Origin of the sequence: Leclercia adecarboxylata (genome assembly GCF_035787115.1) — a bacterium.
GTDB classification, from domain to species: Bacteria; Pseudomonadota; Gammaproteobacteria; order Enterobacterales; family Enterobacteriaceae; genus Enterobacter; species Enterobacter adecarboxylatus_E.
The window spans coordinates 914,217-928,667 of record NZ_JALKTL010000001.1 but is presented as its reverse complement, the minus strand read 5'-3'; the positions used below and the strand labels follow the sequence as shown (position 1 = coordinate 928,667).

The 14,451-nt window shown below is 56.0% G+C and carries 16 protein-coding genes and 1 pseudogene; 6 read left to right on the top strand and 11 right to left on the bottom strand.

Features of this window, described 5'->3' with window-relative positions; genetic code table 11:
• The first annotated feature begins 111 nt into the window (after positions 1-111).
• The 3 genes from yebF to ptrB all read left to right on the top strand — a co-directional run bounded on the left by yebF (position 112) and on the right by ptrB (position 3,368).
• Positions 112-459, top strand: a complete 348-nt coding sequence (gene yebF, locus MXM41_RS04445) for a protein YebF (RefSeq protein ID WP_325930115.1) — start codon at positions 112-114, stop codon at positions 457-459.
• 87 nt (positions 460-546) lie between these two features.
• A complete protein-coding gene (locus tag MXM41_RS04440; RefSeq protein ID WP_325930114.1) occupies positions 547-1,197 on the top strand; it encodes a tellurite resistance TerB family protein in 651 nt (216 codons plus the stop codon).
• Between the two features lie 89 nt (positions 1,198-1,286).
• Positions 1,287-3,368, top strand: a complete 2,082-nt coding sequence (gene ptrB, locus MXM41_RS04435; protein WP_325930113.1) for an oligopeptidase B — start codon at positions 1,287-1,289, stop codon at positions 3,366-3,368.
• Here ptrB and exoX read toward each other — a convergent pair.
• The 3 genes from exoX to MXM41_RS04420 all read right to left on the bottom strand — a co-directional run bounded on the left by exoX (position 3,350) and on the right by MXM41_RS04420 (position 5,030).
• On the bottom strand, positions 3,350-4,012 hold the full coding sequence (gene exoX, locus MXM41_RS04430) for an exodeoxyribonuclease X (protein ID WP_325930111.1): 663 nt from the start codon (positions 4,010-4,012) through the stop codon (positions 3,350-3,352). The genes ptrB and exoX overlap by 19 nt on opposite strands.
• Before the next feature lie 24 nt (positions 4,013-4,036).
• Positions 4,037-4,693, bottom strand: coding sequence for a nitrilase-related carbon-nitrogen hydrolase (locus MXM41_RS04425; RefSeq protein WP_325930109.1), 657 nt, complete (start codon positions 4,691-4,693; stop codon positions 4,037-4,039).
• A 106-nt stretch (positions 4,694-4,799) separates the two neighbouring features.
• Entirely contained in the window at positions 4,800-5,030 is a 231-nt protein-coding gene (locus tag MXM41_RS04420) for a DNA polymerase III subunit theta (protein WP_103180048.1), read from the bottom strand.
• Between the two features lie 136 nt (positions 5,031-5,166).
• Between MXM41_RS04420 and yobA the strand changes: the two genes are divergently transcribed.
• From yobA to MXM41_RS04405, 3 genes are read left to right on the top strand one after another with little or no spacing between them, the layout of a single operon-like run.
• Positions 5,167-5,541 carry a CopC domain-containing protein YobA gene (gene yobA / locus MXM41_RS04415; RefSeq protein WP_325930104.1) on the top strand — a complete coding sequence of 125 codons (375 nt, stop codon included), beginning with the start codon at positions 5,167-5,169 and terminating at the stop codon, positions 5,539-5,541.
• A 1-nt stretch (position 5,542) separates the two neighbouring features.
• Positions 5,543-6,415, top strand: a complete 873-nt coding sequence (gene copD, locus MXM41_RS04410) for a copper homeostasis membrane protein CopD (protein WP_325930102.1) — start codon at positions 5,543-5,545, stop codon at positions 6,413-6,415.
• A 14-nt stretch (positions 6,416-6,429) separates the two neighbouring features.
• Positions 6,430-6,768 carry a YebY family protein gene (locus tag MXM41_RS04405; RefSeq protein WP_325930101.1) on the top strand — a complete coding sequence of 113 codons (339 nt, stop codon included), beginning with the start codon at positions 6,430-6,432 and terminating at the stop codon, positions 6,766-6,768.
• Between the two features lie 320 nt (positions 6,769-7,088).
• Here the strand turns inward: MXM41_RS04405 and MXM41_RS04400 are convergent, their stop codons facing one another.
• The 8 genes and pseudogenes from MXM41_RS04400 to MXM41_RS04370 form a co-directional block, all read right to left on the bottom strand.
• Entirely contained in the window at positions 7,089-8,174 is a 1,086-nt protein-coding gene (locus MXM41_RS04400) for a tyrosine-type recombinase/integrase (protein WP_325930100.1), read from the bottom strand.
• The gene (locus MXM41_RS04395) at positions 8,143-8,415 is read right to left on the bottom strand and encodes an excisionase (RefSeq protein WP_032611896.1); all 273 of its coding nucleotides are present in this window, start codon (positions 8,413-8,415) and stop codon (positions 8,143-8,145) included. The genes MXM41_RS04400 and MXM41_RS04395 overlap by 32 nt, the downstream gene beginning before the upstream one ends.
• A gap of 64 nt (positions 8,416-8,479) precedes the next feature.
• Positions 8,480-8,719 carry a DUF4060 family protein gene (locus tag MXM41_RS04390; protein WP_151584248.1) on the bottom strand — a complete coding sequence of 80 codons (240 nt, stop codon included), beginning with the start codon at positions 8,717-8,719 and terminating at the stop codon, positions 8,480-8,482.
• On the bottom strand, positions 8,716-9,549 hold the full coding sequence (locus MXM41_RS04385) for a DNA adenine methylase (protein ID WP_325930097.1): 834 nt from the start codon (positions 9,547-9,549) through the stop codon (positions 8,716-8,718). The genes MXM41_RS04390 and MXM41_RS04385 overlap by 4 nt, the downstream gene beginning before the upstream one ends.
• Positions 9,550-9,583: 34 nt before the next feature.
• Entirely contained in the window at positions 9,584-10,699 is a 1,116-nt protein-coding gene (locus tag MXM41_RS04380; RefSeq protein WP_325930095.1) for a RecT family recombinase, read from the bottom strand.
• Positions 10,700-10,732: 33 nt separating this feature from the next.
• On the bottom strand, positions 10,733-10,798 hold the full coding sequence (locus MXM41_RS22800) for a hypothetical protein (protein WP_409455036.1): 66 nt from the start codon (positions 10,796-10,798) through the stop codon (positions 10,733-10,735).
• Between the two features lie 2 nt (positions 10,799-10,800).
• Positions 10,801-14,079 (bottom strand): annotated as a pseudogene (locus MXM41_RS04375) (RecE family exodeoxyribonuclease); the annotation flags it as partial.
• Between the two features lie 139 nt (positions 14,080-14,218).
• Positions 14,219-14,383 (bottom strand): YdaE family protein, encoded by a 165-nt coding sequence (locus tag MXM41_RS04370; RefSeq protein WP_325930093.1) that lies wholly within the window; start codon positions 14,381-14,383, stop codon positions 14,219-14,221.
• Positions 14,384-14,451 lie beyond the last annotated feature (68 nt).

Below are 14,451 nucleotides of genomic sequence, written 5' to 3'. Positions count from 1 at the left end.
AAAACGTTTGCGTCTGTCTTGCGTTGCGAAAAAACCTCAGTCTGAAGAAGGGCTATTTGCATCGCGGCATTTTTCGGCCATGCTTTTGTTGAGCCAAAACAGGAGAGCACAATGAACAAAACAGGGGTAGCAATAGCGCTGCTGGCCGCCAGCCTGACCGCCCAGGCCGCAGAGAAGAAAACCGTTAAATTTCCGACCTGCGAAGGGCAGGACGCCAAAGGGATTGCCGCCAGCGTGAAACGGGATTATCTGCAAAACCGCATCGTGCGCTGGGCGGACGACCAGGAAACGCTGGGGATGGCCGATCCGGTGGCCTGGATTAATCCCCGACAGGTGAAAGGCGAGAATGATAACTGGACGGTGCCGCTGACGGTGCGGGGCAAGAATACCGATATCCACTATCAGGTGAAGATCGACTGTAAGGCGGGCAGCGCGCAGTACCTGTCATCGAAGAGGTGAATTTTCGCTTCTTTTGTCGCCATAGACATTTCCTGACATCCCCTCGCTTACGCTGTGAAATTCATCCACCGTTTAGTGAGGGTAAACATGTCAAACTGGCTGAATCAATTACAGTCTATGCTTGGGCAGAAAGGGTCGTCGTCGTCCGGTGAAGGCTTAAGCAAAATGCTGACTCCGGGGGCGCTTGGTGGCCTCGCGGGACTGCTGGTAGCAAATAAATCCTCGCGCAAATTGCTCAGCAAATACGGCACCGGCGCGCTGCTTGCCGGCGGTGGCGCTATTGCCGGTACCGTGCTGTGGAATAAGTACAAAGACAGGATACGCAGCGCGCATCAGGACGAGCCGCAGTTTGGTCAGCAGGCCTCACCGCTGGACGTGCGCAGCGAAAGGCTGATCCTGGCGCTGGTCTTTGCGGCGAAGAGCGACGGCCACATTGATGATAAAGAGCGGGCCGCCATTGAGCAGCAATTGCGGGAAGCGGGCATAGAGGAACAGGGGCGAGCGCTGGTGGCGCGTGCTATTGAACAACCGCTCGATCCCGAACGTCTGGCGCAGGGCATTCAGAATGAAGAAGAGGCGCTCGAACTCTACTTCCTGAGCTGTGCGGCAATCGACATCGATCACTTTATGGAGCGTAGCTATCTTACTGCGCTGGGCGATGCGCTGAAAATCCCGGCGGACGTGCGGGAAGGGATTGAGCAGGATATTCGCCAGCAAAAACAAGCGCTACCCGGCTAGATTTTTACGTCCCGTCGTCCCGTTTCGCTTGCATCGTGCGCATGTTTTGCCAACCTTATAGAGTGTTAAACGTAAAAGAATCATAAGCCATGCCACCTAAAGCCCAACGCATACCGCATGCTCTCACCGCGCACGGTGACACGCGTATCGACAACTATTACTGGTTGCGCGACGATACCCGCTCAAAGCCGGAGGTGCTGGACTACCTCCACGATGAAAACGACTATGGCCGAAGGGTCATGGCGACGCAGCAGGCGCTGCAGGATCGCCTGCTCAGCGAAATGGTAGAGCGTGTTCCGCAGCGCGACGTGTCAGCCCCCTGGAGTCGAAATGGCTATCGTTACCGGCACGTCTATGAGCCCGGTAACGAATACGCCATCTATCAGCGTCAGTCGGTACTCTGCGCCGAGTGGGAGGAGTGGGAGACGCTGCTGGATGCCAACCAGCGCGCGGCGCACAGCGAATTTTATACCCTGGGCGGTATGGCGGTATCGCCGGATAACGCCATTATGGCGCTGGCCGAAGATTACCTCTCCCGACGGCAGTATGGTTTACGTTTTCGCAATCTGGAGACCGGTAACTGGTATCCGGAGATGCTCGATAACGTCTCCCCCGATTTTATCTGGGCCAACGATTCTGAAACGGTCTACTACATCAAAAAGCACGCCACCACCCTGCATCCTTTTCAGGTCTGGCGGCATACGGTCGGTACCCCGTCGAAGAGTGACGAACTGGTTTACGAGGAGAAAGACGAAACCTTTTACGTCAGCCTGCATAAGACTACCTCAAAACACTATGTGATTATCTTTCTCGCCAGCGCCACCACCACCGAGGTGCAACTGCTGGATGCCGAGCTGCCGGACGCCCAGCCGCTGTGCTTTATGCCGCGACGTAAGGATCATGAGTACAGTCTCGATCACTTCCAGCACACCTTCTATTTACGCTCCAACCGGGAGGGGAAAAACTTTGGCCTTTACAAGACCAAGGTCCGGGATGAACGTAAATGGGAAGTGCTGATCCCGCCGCGGGATCAGGTGATGCTTGAAGGCTTCACCCTCTTTACCGACTGGCTGGTAGTAGAGGAGCGACAGCGCGGGCTGACCAGCCTACGTCAGATCAACCGCAAAACCCGGGAGGTAATTGGTATCGCCTTCGACGACCCGGCCTACGTGACCTGGATAGGTTACAACCCCGAACCGGAAACCTCGCGCCTGCGCTACGGCTACTCTTCCATGACCACTCCGGACACCCTGTTTGAGCTGGATATGGATACCGGGCAGCGCAGGGTTCTGAAACAGGCCGGGGTATTAGGATTTAACGCGGACCTCTATCGCAGCGAGCACGTGTGGATTGTCGCCCGCGACGGGACCGAAGTGCCCGTCTCGCTGGTCTACCATAAGCACCATTTTCGCAAAGGCAAAAATCCAATACTTGTTTACGGCTATGGCTCGTATGGCTCCAGTATTGACGCAGATTTCAGCGGCAGCCGCTTAAGCCTGCTCGACCGCGGATTTGTTGTCGCCATTGCCCATATCCGGGGCGGCGGCGAGCTGGGGCAAAAATGGTATGAAGACGGCAAATTCCTGAAAAAGAAAAACACCTTCAATGACTACCTGGACGTTTGTGAGGGGCTGCTGGGGCTGGGTTATGGCGATCGCAAATTATGCTTTGCGATGGGCGGCAGCGCGGGCGGTATGCTGATGGGGGCCGTGATCAACGAGCGGCCCGGGCTGTTTAAAGGCGTAATAGCCCAGGTGCCGTTTGTGGATGTTCTGACCACCATGCTGGACGAGTCTATTCCGCTGACTATCGGTGAATATGAAGAGTGGGGCAATCCGCAGGATGAGACCTACTATCGTTACATGAAAGACTATAGCCCCTATGACAATGTCGGGGCGAAGGCCTATCCGCATATGCTGGTCACCACCGGTTTGCATGACTCCCAGGTACAGTACTGGGAGCCCGCGAAGTGGGTGGCGAAGCTGCGCGAAATGAAGACCGATAATAATTTACTGCTGCTCTGTACCGATATGGATGCCGGGCATGGCGGGAAGTCCGGGCGCTTCAAATCCTACGAAGGGGTGGCGCTGGAGTATGCCTTTCTGGTTGGCCTGGCTCAGGAGACACTGACAGGCCAGGCGGGAGAGGTTGATCAGGATCCCCCCAGATAGTGCTTCAGCGTCAGACGCAGCTCGGGGCTCATTCTCTCAAGGTTGTTATACAGCCAGCGGAGATAGCCCGGATCTTTGTCCGCCACTTCCGCCACCGCTTTGCCGCGATATTTACCGAAGGTAAAGGTGGTCAGCAGCGCCGGTCGTCCGGTAATGTCGGCCATTTCATCCGGGGTCCAGCCGGTGGTGTTCATGATATCGATCAGCAGCGCGGCGGTGATATAGCAATCGTACAACGCCCGGTGGTGGTGCAGCCCTTCCGGGGTTCTGACGCTCAGTTTACGCGATTTGTAGAGTGCCATATTGCTGTATTTGATCCCCGGCCATAAGCGCCGCGCCAGCTTCATGGTGCAGATCCATTCGCCAGGCATCTCAGGCAGCACGCGGCGATCGAAGCTGGCGTTATGCGCCACATACCATGGGCTACCCTGGTAGTGAGGGATCACTTCTTCAATCCAGGGTTTGTCGGCGACCATCGCCTCGGTGATGCGGTGGATAGCCATCGCCTGCGGGCTGATGGGGCGATCCGGGCGGACCAGATGGCTGCGTGGATTGACGATCTGCCCGTCTATAACGTCGACAGATGCCACTTCCACAATCCCCCCCTGCAGGTCACAGGTTTCGGTGTCGATGACACGTAGCATGGCTCTCTCCTGGCCGTAAAAGGTTTAGCGTAATGGAATGATCTCACCTTGCCAACCCTGCTCGACAAAGCGTCCCGTCAGTAACAGCTCGCCACGATCGGCGCGGACGATTAATTGCCCTCTGGCATCCCACAGGGCGCTTCCACCGTCGCGGTTCGCCATCAGAACGGCAATGGCATAGCGATGGGCAAAACGTTGTAACTGTGAAAATGTGGCAGACCAGCCGGTTTCACTGACCGCCATGCCGCGGGTGAACAGGGCGGCATCAGGGGCAATATTGGGCTGGTCCGGGTGAGAATCAATAATACTCAGGTCGCCAAACCTGTTCTCCAGACAGGCTCCTGCGCCATGCGGGTAAAGGATGGCGTTGGGATGGCTCGGGGTAAACCAGGCCAGCCCTGGCTGGCGCTGACCGTTCTCTTCCACCGTGATCCCGGCAATCACTGAGACGTTATGGGCCCTGGCGGCGTCATTAAGAGGCGCCAGCTGATGGCTGTCGGGAGGGGCGGGAAGCTGCCCGTCGGCCAGAGCCGGGCCGGTTAACGACAGTTCCGGAAAGAGCACTAAATTGCACTGCTGGCGAGCGGCGGCGTTAATAAAACGCAGATGGTGCGCGATGTGGTCATCAACGCAATGATGGTTTTGACGATACTGCGCGGCAGCAATATTCCAGTGGGACATCGTGATTTCCTTATACACGGAGTCGCAGAGATTTATAAAGTCCATGAATGTATCATGGTTTTTATCCTGGCAGAAACTATGTAAGGAAATGTAACTACAGGTAAGTTTACTTAACTTTCGGCTCCCACGGCAGGCGCGAAAGGTTAACGGAGTTTAATCGGTGAGCAATCAGACGCTCACGGAACCAGTCGCGCAGATGCGAAGGCTGTTCACGCTCCACCACTTCGGCGATCACCGGCATGTTATAGCGCTCTTTAAATGCTACTCCTGCGGCGGCCAAATCGACATTCACTTTGTCCATTTCCTCCTGGGGGAGGGTGGCGAGATTAATATGCATAACCGTCTCCTTCATTTGCGGGCCAACGTTACCCAAACGGCGAGGCGTTGACAAGTCCGGACAGGATGATCCTCGACTGAAGCATTATACAGAGTTATCCTCTGATTATCAGGCATAACAAAAAGGAATATATGTGATGGCAAAACGTCTTTCCCGCACGCTCAGCACGCTGACGTTGCTGTTGACCACACTGACGGCACCGGCTGTTTTTGCCCATGCTCATCTGCAGCATCAATATCCTGCTGCCGATGCCGCTGTTGACGCCGCACCCCAGGCGTTAACGCTCAACTTCTCCGAAGGGATCGAACCCCGTTTCAGCGGTGTGACCGTCACCGATGATAAACAGCAGGCCATCGCGCTTGGCGCGGTAAAACGCAACGAGAAGGACCCGACCCAGCTGATTGTGCCGATGACCTCTGCCCTGACGGCGGGCACCTATAAGGTAGAGTGGCATGTGGTCTCAGTAGATGGTCATAAGACCGAGGGCAGCTACCGTTTTAGCGTGAAGTAAAATGCTGGCGTTCTGCTACGTTACGCTGCGCTTCGTCCATTTTGTCGCCCTGATGGTGCTGTTTGGCAATGCCCTGTACGGCGCGTGGCTGGCGCCGGTCTCGCTGCGGCGTTTGTTGGCGCGTCGCTTTCGTGGTCAGCAAAAAACGGTGGCGCTTATCAGCCTGCTTGCCGCGCTGATGATGCTGGCATTACAGGGCGGGATGATGGGTAATGGCTGGCAGGATGTCGTTAGCCCGTCCATCTGGCAGGCGGTGCTCACCACCCAGTTTGGCCGGATCTGGTTGTGGCAGATGATGCTGGCCCTGATTACGCTGTGGATCGCCTGGCTGCAACCGGGAAAAGCCGTGCCGCTGATCCTGCTCTTTACCGCCGCGCAGTTTATCCTGCTGGCGGGAACCGGGCATGCGGCGCTGCATGATGGCGTGACGGGTATGGTGCAACGCAGCAATCACGGTTTACATCTATTATGTGCAGCTGGCTGGCTGGGCGGCCTGCTACCACTGCTTTTTTGCCTGCGTCTCTCGCACGGACGCTGGCACCGGGCTGCCGTCCACACCATGATGCGCTTCTCCCGCTACGGCCATCTGGCGGTGGCGGGCGTGGTCCTCACCGGGCTGGCTAATACGCTGCTGATCCAGGGCTGGGTGGTGCCCTGGCATTCGGCCTGGGGGCGGTTGCTGTTGGTGAAATGTGCGCTGGTGGCAATGATGGTGGTAATTGCGCTGGTGAATCGGTATGTTCTGGTGCCGCGGTTTCGTTCTGACGACGGACGTGCGCAACGCTATTTTATCAGGATGACGCAGACTGAGGTTGTGCTGGGGGCGCTGGTTCTGGCGGCAGTCAGCCTGTTCGCGACCTGGGAACCCTTCTGACGAGGTGGAACACAATGAAAAAAACAGTACTTTCTTTCTTATTGCTGGCCTGTTCCGGCGCGGCACTGGCGGCACCGCAGGTGATCACCGTTAGCCGGTTTGAAGTGGGTAAAGACAAATGGGCGTTTAACCGTGAAGAGGTGATGCTGACCTGCCGTCCGGGCCATGCCCTCTATGCCATTAACCCCAGCACGCTGGTGCAGTATCCCCTGAACGACGTGGCGCAGCAGCAGGTTGATAGCGGTAAGAGCAACGGCCAGCCGATCGCTGTTATTCAGATTGAAGACCCGGCGAAGCCAGGACAGAAGATGAGCCTGGCGCCGTTTATCGAACGCGCAAATACACTCTGCTAGTTTCCCGCTTCCAGTAAAAAAACCGCAGGCTTCTCTTCGGAAGCGTTGCGGTTTTTATGTTTAAGGACAGGATAACGCTTTTTTTCAGGCCACTTTTACTGTGGACTGGAAAACCTGGCGTCGTCATCTATTCTTAAAGTGCAAGGCGACTTAGCCTGCATTAATGCCAACTTTTAGCGCACGGCTCTCTCCCAAGAGCCATTTCCCTGGACCGAATACAGGAATCGTATTCGGTCTCTTTTTATGCCTTTGTTTTATATGGGTTTTTTCGGCGTCCTCACGAAATCCCACGAAAATTACTCGAAATGTCCATATCCTGTCTAAACCATAACATACTCCGCACCGCGTGCGTCCAGGTATTTTTTCGTCATTGTTAAATTTTTGTGGCCCAGTAATCGCTGTGCAAAATCCTCGCCACGTTCCTTTTCATAGAGTCTGCTCGCCAAGCTCCTGATCTCATGGTACGGAGGCGGGTTAGGCCCAAATTTTAAAGCAGTCGCATCACGAACTTCGGCAAACGCTTGAGTTAATCCATCAGGGGTAAGCGGGCCCGGTTTCCTGCCGCCGCGCCTGACTGGCGAGTAAAGCATAAAATCAGATGGGTTATTCACCCTGCAGCGCTCAATCACCTCTCCCAGCACCAGGCCAACAGCTTCCAGTTTTAAATCGAGAGGGAGCGCCAGTTTGTGCCCGGTCTTTTCCTGAGTAACAAACAGCCTGTCCTCTTTCACATCACTGAACCGGAAAAGCGAAATATCTTCGCGGCGCTGACCAGAAACCAGGGCAAGATCGCACGCATTGGGCAGCCATTCCGAATGAGTGAAAGCCGCCTCCCTGATCACAACAAAATGCTCGAGCAGCAAACGCTCTCGTTTAACCTTCGGTGTCGGCGTTCGGGTCGGCTCAGCCGGGTTCCTCTCTAAATGCCCCTCCACGATTGCCTCCCTGAATATGTCCAACAGCACCGACCTCAATCCGGCAGCCATGCTCTTCTTGTCGCAGAGGATGTATGACTCCAGAAAATTCGATATGTCCTTTGTGCTGACTGACGACAACGGCGTGCGGCCGAACTCATCATTAATAGTGGCGATCTGATTTCGCCTGACCTTCATCGTGTTTGGCTTCAGCTCTCTTCGCTCCAGAATTACCTCGTAACGCTCAAGCCACGCCGACACCGTGAAAGTCGGCGCGTCTTTAATGCGGTCCAGAAGTGAGGACGGGAGGTAGTTCTGGTCGATGTAGTTGTTGGCTTCGATTGCCTGGGCGACGGCGTCTTTTCTGTCGATCCGGCCAAGAGAGATTTCCTGGCCGGTTGTCGGATTTCGCCAGCTGTAAAGCCTGTCTCTTTTGCGATAGGTCAGGTTACGGGGCAGATTAGCGTCGTAACGAACTGGCCTTTTCGCCATGAGTCAGTCTCTCCAGTAAAGTGCCGCCAGCTGGCAGCTTCAGGTGCTTAGGTTTTTGACGCAGGTTCTTTTTGCTCGGGTCCACATACGTGGCGTCTTGCTGAACCTTATATTCTTTACCGTGCAGTTCAGGCGCAGGGTAGATGCGGCCCTCTCGTGCCCAGCGGCGAAGAGTGGAAAGGGAGGGCGGCTTTGAGTAAGTCAGGTCTGCCCATTCCAGTAAATTAAGAAGCTTGGCCATATAACCTCCTGCTTCCGACAACTCATTATAAAGTTGCCGGAAAAGTGTTTGTGATATTTCAATATCAGGCGGCTTGGCCTGGTAAAGATCTTAGTCGGCGCATGCCGGTCATCGCCGTGGCCACATAGCTCGCCTTGCGGTTCACCACCTCCACCCAGACCTTTACGCCTTCCACCCGCACCGTGTACGTCTCTTTCATCCGGCTGCGCCCGTAATCGCCGTAGCGTTCTGCGTGGGCCGCCAGCGCGATCTCGCATGCCTTACGCGCGAGTGGGGACTGTGTGCTGCGGTTAATCAGTTTCATGCTGCACGCTCCGCCTGCTGTGATGCTGGGTTAAGCCACATACATTCAGTGCGGACCTTCGTACCCCTACCAGCGCTAATGCGTGAAGATTTTTCCGTTTTCTTCCAACCAACCAGCATGTCGTTGTACACCTCCGAGTCGTAGCCGCTGATCATCACCATTCCGGTCATCGTTCTGGCTACGGCGAGCAATTGCTCATGTCCTTCTACAGTCATTTCGTGGCTGTAGTAACGGTTACCCTGGACGCGGGTTTCCGGTACATAAGGTGGGTCGATATAGTGCAGGGTGGTTACAGCGTCATGGGCTCGCATTACTGCCAGGGCATCTTTGTTTTCGATAATGACCCCCTGGAGGCGCTGACATACTGCTGCCAGATTTTCCGGATAACGCTCCCACAGATGCGCAGCAGTCGCATATTTCCTCTTGCTGTCGCTACGGAAGCCGGAATTACCTCCGATTCCTGCTGCTGAACCAAAGCCCATGCTGGCGCGGACAACCATGCGTCTGGCTCGCTCAATCGGCTCGTCGATGACTTCACGCGCCGCGCAAAATTCATCACGTGAATACGGTGTGAGCATGCAAGCATCTTGCAGGCGCTGGTTCATTTCAGCGTCGCGCAGCACGCGGAACAGGTTCACCACCTCGCCATCCAGGTCGTTATAAACTTCCGCGTAGCTGCGGGGCTTTTGCAGCAGTACGCCAGCTGCGCCGCCGAACGGTTCCACATAGCAGACGTGCTCAGGCATCTGAGGGATAATCCATGATGCGAGGCGGAATTTCCCGCCGTGGTAACGGATCGCCGGGTGCTTAACAGACTCTTCTCTTAACATGTCGTTATCGGGAGGGCGAGCCCTCCCGCCTCCCTTAGGCCTCGTATTCCGGTTTCATATCTGCCAGGGTGATGCTGAACTTATCGTGCAGCTCGTCGCCCATATGTCGTTTCGCTGCTGCCAGCACGCGCTCGGCTTCCGCGAACTGCTCAGCTGCGCCCGGTTCGCCCGGTTGTGGCAGAGAGTTAATCGCCGCCTCAACCGCATTGCGGTGCTTCACCAGGTGGTAGCGACGCGTCGCCTTGTTCTTCAGTTCGGTGAACAGGGTGGTTCCAAGCGCGGCTTTCGCTTCGTTGATTTCATTGCCGACAATGGTGGCGGTTTCCAGCGTCTCAGCGGCATCAATGCGATCCCGGAATTCATCAGCCATAGCGTCGATGTTGGCGGCTGATTCCTGCGCGCTGTGCGTCGTTGTTACGCTGTCACCTTTGATATCTGACAGGCTCACGCGCTGGGCCGGTACCGGGTTGATCTCCTTCTCGGTGCGCTGCTCGACTTCGTCCGGGGTATACACACCCAGAACAACTGCAGGGCAGTAAAGGCGCGCCCAGTATTTGAGAGCCAGGTAAGCGATCTGCTGTTTAGGGTTCGAAATCCACAGTGGAGAGTTACGTGTAATCACGCTGGACAGGAATACCGGTTCGCCCCAGGTGATCTCACTTTCGCCGCGAATGACGGCACCCACACGAACCGACAGGCCTTGCTCGTCGGCACTTGTCCAGCCGCGTACCATTTCTTTCTTGTCGTACGTCCCGCCGCCTTTCGCTGGCTTCTTCACGATCTCTTCACGGCTGCTGGCGCATTTCGACCAGTCGCCCTCGTACTCATAGTGGAACCGGCCCACAATGGCGTTAGAACTGGAGATCACCGCGTTTACCAGCTGGGCTTCGTAGCCCAGCACGCCATTGACCAGGTGCGTTTTCTGCGCCACTGCGTAAGGGTTCATGCCCCACTGCATGGCCTGCATGACGATCGCCATACAGTCGGCGGGATTGCCACGAAGATGCTCAGGAACTGTGACGGCTGACTGCGCCATTAACCCGGCGAACGCCTGGAGCTGCCCCAGCGCCTGCACGTTGAAAATGGAGTTAGTCGCAGAGATAGTGTTTGGAGCCTGCTGCTCCGCAGTTACGATATTCATGTTTTCCATCGTCATTCCCCTTATGCCTGAGTACGCAGCGCTTCAAGGCGGCGCAGGTCGAAGTCGTTCAGTTCGTCGGTATAGTCTTCGGTGATCGGCGCTGGCCATTCGCCAGTGTCGAACGCGTTTGCGATGCGGTTCATCGTTTGGCGATACTCCAGCATGCCCAGCTCAATCAGCTCTTCGCTGGCCTCAACGATGGCGATCCAGTGGTAGCCCTCGTCTTTGTTGACGAATATCCAGAAGAACTGGTCCAGGGCAGCGGTCTGCATGTACATAGCCGCGCTGAGGTGATAATCGCGGTCGATGATTTCCCGGTGCAGGCGGGCACGCAGGCCGGACTGCTTGACGTTCCACATGCTGATGGTTTTCAGGTCAGCGCCCACACGCACCATATCGATTGGGATCTCGATATCCGGACGCACCCGGATTTCCAGCCCAGTCTCTTCGTCGATACCGAAATAGCTCGTCTCAACAGCGCGATCAGGGTGCAGCAGCAGTTTCCCGGCGGTCGGGTGCTCATGCAGCGCTTTCTGAATGGCCAGCGCTGTTTCCATCTGCTGCTGGGTCACCAGAATTTTGTCGCCCGGATTCTCGCGCCATGCGTCCAGCAGTTCGTCAGCAAACACGGCATCCGGCTTCACGGACTTCACCGCCTGGATCATCTCCGCTTTGGTGCCGGACACTTTCAGTGGTGCCGGTTTCTGCGCTTCCTGCGCCACCAGGTCAGGATTGATGATTGCCAGTTGCTCCAGCAGCGCGTCACGGCTGCCGCTGGTTTTCACTGGCGCGGGTAGGGTGGCGTTGTACTCTTTAATGCAGGCCTTCATGGCTGCAGCGGTCTGCTTCTGGTCTGCCTCGATACGCTGGAAATCAGCTGGCAGCGTCATATAACTCTGCGCAGTTTCTTCCAGGCTGCCGCCCATCGGTACCTGCGCGGGCAGGGTGGCGTTGTACTCTTCCAGCAGCCCTTTGATATCGTCAGCGCTCAGCAGCGCCGGCAGGCTGGCGTTGTGTTCGTCGATAAAGGCGCGCAGGGTTGCCGCGGTGGTGAATGCCCCATCCGGGATCACCGGTTCCACGCTGAACTCTTCATCGAGGTTTTCCGGCTGCAGCGCCAGCGCATGCACCAGGTTGCCCATGTCCAGCACCTTGGAACCTTCGCGCGGGATGGTCTTGGCGACGTGGCGAGCGTTGAAGTACATCAGACTGACCCTGGCATCTTTCACCTGGGTGCTGCTGATCCCGTTCGCTGCGTGATAAACGTTATTCGGCAGGCCTTCATAGCGGCCCGGTTCGAAGTACGCTGGGTACTCTGGCGCTGGTGGTTCCTGAATAACCTCCCACTCGTCGGAGTTTTCGTCGTTTTCAGCAGCAGCCACTGAGAGCTCTGGCGCCGCAGCGGCCAACACCTCAGCCGGGCTCAGGGCATCTGTTTGCGGATCAACTGCATCAGCGCTTTCGCCTGGTTGAACCGGGTTACCAGCTTCTCCTTCCGCCTGGTCAGTCTTTTCCATCTGCACATCGCTGGTGGTCTCCTCGGTAACCGGTGAACGGTCATCTGTTTGTGGTTGGTTTTCGTTCATCAGGCCTTCGATGGAGAACACGCCACCGCCGAGGTTTGCGACCTGCGGCTGGCTATCAATGGAGGTTGCTTCAACGTTTGCTGGATGAAGCCTTTCATCAGCAGCGCGCTGGCGCATCAGATCCACAACAGAAAGCGCAGGTTCAGGTCGTTTTTGCTCACCGGCGTTCAACTCGCCATGAAACTCTTCCAACACTTCATCAACCTTCTGCCATGCCGCATCTACCATTTCCTGGGTAACTACTTCCTGCTTATGCTCGCTATTGCCATAAATAGGCAGCAACTCAGTCGCAGCATTAAATTCAGCCGTCATCGTCTGGTTTACGAACTTCAGATGAGCAACCGGCGTTAGGTGGATATTCTCAGGCGCGATGCGCACCAGGTTGAAGATGGCCGCGCGGTTAACAGCCAGAACGCCGGGCTGGTTACGCAGGATTTTGCTCCATGATTTCCATGGTTCTTCTTTGTTCGCGACAATCTCCTTGGCGCGGCGGTGGATGCTGCCCGGGATTTCCAGATGGTTGAAGTCCATCGGCAGCAGGGCACAGGCGATCTCCAGATCAAGAGTGTCCAGGGTGTGGTGTGCATCAGCGCCACGGTCAGTTAAATACCCGCCGTCGGCATTGGTGCCCGCGTCGGTACGCTGTACGTAGTTAATGCGATTGCCGGCGGCCCATTCGCGTGTCAGGATTCCTCGGTCAATATATGGAGTGGCCACCCAGGCCTTTGTGAACTGCAAAAGCAGGCCCAGCTCATGGCGCTTACCCATGCTGAACACTTTGCGAATGGCGTTCGTGTAACGCCAAAGGTCTTTGGTGTCGAACGCCTTAACTTCCGGGAAATTTTCAGCAGCGAGCAGAAGATCCTGGACATAACCATTATCGGTATCCATTTCCAGCGCGTGCAGCTCCGCATTATCGCTGCGGGTGATGTGATGGCGCAGTTCGTCTACGGTCAGTTGGGCAAGCAGCTGTTTGCGGAATGGCATTTTGCAAACGGGGTAGTGGGCACCACCATCATCGTGCTCGCTGATTTTCAGGCCATGCTCATACAGAGATTTTGGGGTCTCATCCTTGGCCGGAAGCTTTCCATTCTTCCAGTCCTCAACCAGCTGGTTGCGGTCATCGGCTTTAATCCAGGCTGACATGAAGGCGGCCATCTGCGCAGATTCGTGCACTTTGTCCTGTGGGAAAACGTCTTTGACGGCCTGCACCAGTTTCCACTCAGCATGCAGACTGAGTTCGCCAATATCAGCAACGTCATTTTTGGCCTGCAGCAGGGTCTGGAAGTAAGCATTTCCCTCATCAGTCGCCAGTTCGTTGGCAACGATTTGCTGCTCCTGGCTAATCTCCGAAAGGTATTTGTCACCCAACAGATGGACGGCGAAGCGGACTGCTGGGGTGCGATTTTCCAGCAGGGAGGTTTTGCTGGCGTCTGCGGTATCAGTGGAGGTTACCGGCGAGGCAGGCTGTTCCGCATCGCTGGTGGTCGCCGGGGTAGGGGTGGCTTCGCCCTGAGACGCGGCGCCGGGGATCACGTTCCAGGTGCGCTGGTCATCGGCCAGGGTGTAGCGCTCGCACCAGGTGTAATCGATGGTGCTTTCTTCCGGCAGGTCATTGAACACCGGGAAGTCGGTACGTACAGGCTTGGCGTAGCCTTTACCGCGGCCAGTTTCGATGCCAGCCTCCTCCAGCTCAACATCGAGCGTCAGGGCGGCGCGTGCTTCGCTTTTCGCAGTGAACCAAATCACTGCATCTTGCTTGCCGGATTTCTGAGTGGCCTTAACCACGTAGAAAAATTCCATGTCAGATCCTCATTTTTGGATGTAAGATCCCCGGGCCAGAGATAGCGCCCATTGGGTGAGTTTTTGGTTTTGGTAAAAATTCCGGTGTAACTTTGGTCGGTGGTACCGGACGTAGATCCCGCCTTGCGCGGGTTTTACGTTAGGCTTCGTGGGCCATCTGGTCGTACGAAGCGCAACGCACAGAACAGTAATCACGTTGTTCGCGCGCCAGCTGGGCGCCGCGGATGAAGAGCAATTCGTTTTTAACTTCTTTCCCTTGCTCGATAGGTTTGCGGCAGTACGCGCATTCTTTCGATTTACACATCAGGATTCCCCTTCTGTGCCAAGTGGTAACAGAGACGGCGAATAAACGCCCCAATACAACTCAGTTTT

What these genes read in the sequence shown, in the direction of transcription:
- yebF (WP_325930115.1), top strand. Translation starts at nt 112, where the DNA reads ATGAACAAAACAGGGGTAGCAATAGCGCTGCTGGCCGCCAGCCTGACC.
- MXM41_RS04440 (WP_325930114.1), top strand. Translation starts at nt 547, where the DNA reads ATGTCAAACTGGCTGAATCAATTACAGTCTATGCTTGGGCAGAAAGGG.
- ptrB (WP_325930113.1), top strand. Translation starts at nt 1,287, where the DNA reads ATGCCACCTAAAGCCCAACGCATACCGCATGCTCTCACCGCGCACGGT.
- exoX (WP_325930111.1), bottom strand. Translation starts at nt 4,012, where the DNA reads ATGCTACGTGTCATCGACACCGAAACCTGTGACCTGCAGGGGGGGATT.
- MXM41_RS04425 (WP_325930109.1), bottom strand. Translation starts at nt 4,693, where the DNA reads ATGTCCCACTGGAATATTGCTGCCGCGCAGTATCGTCAAAACCATCAT.
- MXM41_RS04420 (WP_103180048.1), bottom strand. Translation starts at nt 5,030, where the DNA reads ATGCATATTAATCTCGCCACCCTCCCCCAGGAGGAAATGGACAAAGTG.
- yobA (WP_325930104.1), top strand. Translation starts at nt 5,167, where the DNA reads ATGGCAAAACGTCTTTCCCGCACGCTCAGCACGCTGACGTTGCTGTTG.
- copD (WP_325930102.1), top strand. Translation starts at nt 5,543, where the DNA reads ATGCTGGCGTTCTGCTACGTTACGCTGCGCTTCGTCCATTTTGTCGCC.
- MXM41_RS04405 (WP_325930101.1), top strand. Translation starts at nt 6,430, where the DNA reads ATGAAAAAAACAGTACTTTCTTTCTTATTGCTGGCCTGTTCCGGCGCG.
- MXM41_RS04400 (WP_325930100.1), bottom strand. Translation starts at nt 8,174, where the DNA reads ATGGCGAAAAGGCCAGTTCGTTACGACGCTAATCTGCCCCGTAACCTG.
- MXM41_RS04395 (WP_032611896.1), bottom strand. Translation starts at nt 8,415, where the DNA reads ATGGCCAAGCTTCTTAATTTACTGGAATGGGCAGACCTGACTTACTCA.
- MXM41_RS04390 (WP_151584248.1), bottom strand. Translation starts at nt 8,719, where the DNA reads ATGAAACTGATTAACCGCAGCACACAGTCCCCACTCGCGCGTAAGGCA.
- MXM41_RS04385 (WP_325930097.1), bottom strand. Translation starts at nt 9,549, where the DNA reads ATGTTAAGAGAAGAGTCTGTTAAGCACCCGGCGATCCGTTACCACGGC.
- MXM41_RS04380 (WP_325930095.1), bottom strand. Translation starts at nt 10,699, where the DNA reads ATGGAAAACATGAATATCGTAACTGCGGAGCAGCAGGCTCCAAACACT.
- MXM41_RS04370 (WP_325930093.1), bottom strand. Translation starts at nt 14,383, where the DNA reads ATGTGTAAATCGAAAGAATGCGCGTACTGCCGCAAACCTATCGAGCAA.